The sequence below is a fragment of the Frankia sp. CcMO1 genome, from assembly GCF_977945845.1.
This window is the reverse complement of sequence record NZ_CDWTMG010000383.1, coordinates 1-2,945: the sequence shown is the minus strand read 5'-3', so window position 1 is coordinate 2,945 and position 2,945 is coordinate 1. Positions and strand designations below refer to the sequence as shown.

Sequence of the window (2,945 nt, the reverse complement as noted above, 5' to 3'; positions counted from 1 at the left end):
AGCCGTGGCGGCTCGACGTCTTCCGCGAGCAGGTGCGCGGCGGCGAGCATTTCGCCGATATCGCGGTCGGCCGCCGCTGGCGGGTGGTTGGCGCCGACGTGGTGTCCTCGGCGCCTGAACTGGCCCGGCTCACGCTCAACATCGCCACCGTGCATCACGACGAGATCGCCGCGGGCGGGCGGCGTCTGGTGTATGGCGGGCACACCATCGGCCTGGCGCTGGCCCAGGTCTGCCGTGCGCTGCCCAACATCGTCACGGTCGCCGGCTGGGACGGGTGCGATCATACCGGCCCGGTCTACGAGGGTGACTCGCTGAGCAGCACGGTCACCGTGGAGTCCACCCAGGCACTCGCTGCCGGGGGTGGGCTCGCGTGGTTGCGGGTCGAGGTCGAGGCCCAGGCAGGGCCGGCCGGACAGCCGCGGTCGGTCCTGCTGTGGCGGTGCGCGGTGGTTCTGGCTTGACGCCCGCCGAACCGGGGCTGATGGCTACACCGGGGTTGATGGCTACGATGCGCCTGGCCTGAGGCGCCGGTACAGGTACGACGACCCTGCGGGCCGGGGCTTCCGGATGTTGGCCCGGGGGGACCTGTGGGCCTACTTTCCCGGCCGTGGACGAACCAGCAGGCCCGTCGAGGTCGTTAGGAAGGGCGGGAAGGCGCGGGCCTGGCAGAGTGGATGACCACGGGGCCCGGCAGAGGAGAACATCGATGAGGATTGCGGAAGACATCACGCAACTGATCGGCAACACGCCGCTGGTCCGATTGCGTCGCGTCACGGACGGGGTGGGAGCCCAGGTCGTGGCCAAACTGGAGTCCTTCAACCCGGCGCACAGCGTGAAGGACCGCCTCGGGGTGGCCCTGATCGACGCCGTGGAGCGGGCGGGGCTGATCGGGCCGGACACCGTCATCCTCGAACCTACCAGCGGGAACACCGGCATCGCCCTGGCCATGGTGTGCGCCGCCCGCGGGTACCGCTGCGTCCTGACGATGCCCGAGACGATGAGCACCGAGCGGCGGATGCTGCTGCGGGCCCTCGGTGCGGAGCTCGTGCTCACCCCCGGTGCCGAGGGCATGCCCGGCGCCATCGCGAAGGCGGAGGAACTCGCGAAGAACGACGAGCGGTACCTCATCCCGCAGCAGTTCGAGAACCCGGCCAACCCGGCGATCCACCGCGCCACGACCGCCGAGGAGATCTGGCGCGACACCGACGGGCAGATCGATGTGCTCGTCGCCGGGGTCGGCACCGGCGGGACCATCACCGGCGTCGCCCAGGTCATCAAGGAGCGCAGGCCCGAGGCGCGGTTCGTCGCCGTGGAGCCGTCGGCGTCGCCGGTGCTCTCGGGCGGCGTGAAGGGACCGCACCCGATCCAGGGCATCGGTGCCGGGTTCGTCCCGCCGGTCCTGGAGACCGGCCTCGTCGACGAGATCATCCAGGTCGATGGTGAGGACGCCTTCGACCTGGCCCGCCGGCTGGCCCGGGAGGAGGGACTCCTAGTGGGCATCTCCTCGGGCGCGGCGGTGTCGGCGGCGCTGCAGGTGGCCCGCCGCCCGGAGAACGCCGGGAAGCTGGTCGTCGTCGTGTTTCCGGACTTCGGCGAGCGATACCTGAGCACACCGCTGTTCGCCGGGCTCGGGTGACCGACTGTGCTCTCGACGCTGCGCCATGACCTGCGCACGGTGAAGGAGCGGGATCCGGCCGCCCGCTCCACCCTCGAGATCGCCCTGTGCTATCCCGGCTTGCACGCAGTCTGGGGCCACCGGATCAGCCACTGGCTGTGGACCCGTGACCTGCGGCTGCCCGGGCGCGTGGTTGCCACGCTCACCCGCATGCTCACCGGGGTCGAGATCCACCCCGCCGCCACGCTCGGCCCCGGCGTCTTCATCGACCACGCCACCGGCGTGGTCATCGGGGAGACCGCCGAGGTCGGCGCCGACGTCACGATCTACCACGGGGTTACCCTCGGCGGCACCAGCCTGGAACCGGCCAAGCGGCACCCCACCATCGGCGACCGGGTGATCATCGGTGCCGGTGCCAAGGTTCTCGGCAACATCACCGTCGGCTCGGACAGCCGCATCGGGGCCAACGCCGTCGTCGTGCGGCCCGTGCCGCCCGGCTCGGTGGTCGTCGGCGTCCCCGGCCAGGTCATCACCCCCAGCCGCCCCCGGCCGGCCACCGCCCTGCCCGGTCAGGACGACGTGCTCCCCGACCTCGTCGGCGTCAGCCTGAAGTCCCTGCTCACCCGGGTCGACCAGCTGGAGGCGGTGCTCGACGGGAACACCGGGAACACCGACGGCCGCGCCGACGGGCGGGTCGCCGCCCATCCCACGATCCGCCCGCCCCAGGCCGGTGTGTGGTACGGCGAGGACTTCTCCATCTGATCAACGACCTTCAGCGGCGACCTGATCGGTGACACCCTTGGCTCGACCGGTGCCCCTGGGGATCCGGTCGAGCCAGGATTTGCCGGCAAAGCATGCGTCGCCATGACCACTTGATTCCGCCAGGCCACCGAGAGAATCGCTGGCGACCGGGATCGATCGCTCCTATGTTTGATCACATAGCGTAGTGATCTATCATAGATTAGCCATCATGGCGAGGCCCTGGTCTGATGCTGCGTCCCGCGTAGGAGTTGAAGCACATGGTGAGGTCGTTCGGGGGGTCGGCATCGCCGCTTCGGGCGGCACGGCTGGCGATAAACGCCACCCAGGAGCAGATCGTCGCGGCGCTGGATGCCAGATCATCGTCGGGTTCGTCCGGGGTGACCCCGAGCATGCTCAGCGGCTGGGAGCTGGGAAGACGCACGACGAGCCCCCGCTACCGGAAGATGCTGTGCGATCTGTTCAGAGAATCGCCGGATGTGCTGTTCGCCCATCAGGACGCGGCGTCCACCGGCCTGGATGGTGAGATGGCGATTGTCATGGGGCATCCCTCGCTTCTAGGCTTGTCTTC

4 protein-coding genes are annotated in these 2,945 nt (G+C 69.9%); all 4 read left to right on the top strand.

From position 1 onward, the window contains the following. On the top strand, positions 1–461 hold a 461-nt coding region (locus tag AC08OU_RS24165; RefSeq protein WP_476605900.1), incomplete at its 5' end, for a hotdog family protein. Positions 462–706: 245 nt separating this feature from the next. Continuing rightward, a complete protein-coding gene (cysK, locus tag AC08OU_RS24160; protein ID WP_462203687.1) occupies positions 707–1,636 on the top strand; it encodes a cysteine synthase A in 930 nt (309 codons plus the stop codon). A gap of 6 nt (positions 1,637–1,642) precedes the next feature. Next, on the top strand, positions 1,643–2,377 hold the full coding sequence (cysE, locus tag AC08OU_RS24155) for a serine O-acetyltransferase (RefSeq protein ID WP_476601773.1): 735 nt from the start codon (positions 1,643–1,645) through the stop codon (positions 2,375–2,377). Positions 2,378–2,634: 257 nt separating this feature from the next. Continuing rightward, the coding region (locus AC08OU_RS24150) for a helix-turn-helix transcriptional regulator (RefSeq protein ID WP_476605899.1) at positions 2,635–2,945 on the top strand (311 nt) is incomplete at its 3' end.

What these genes read in the sequence shown, in the direction of transcription:
- cysK (WP_462203687.1), top strand. Translation starts at nt 707, where the DNA reads ATGAGGATTGCGGAAGACATCACGCAACTGATCGGCAACACGCCGCTG.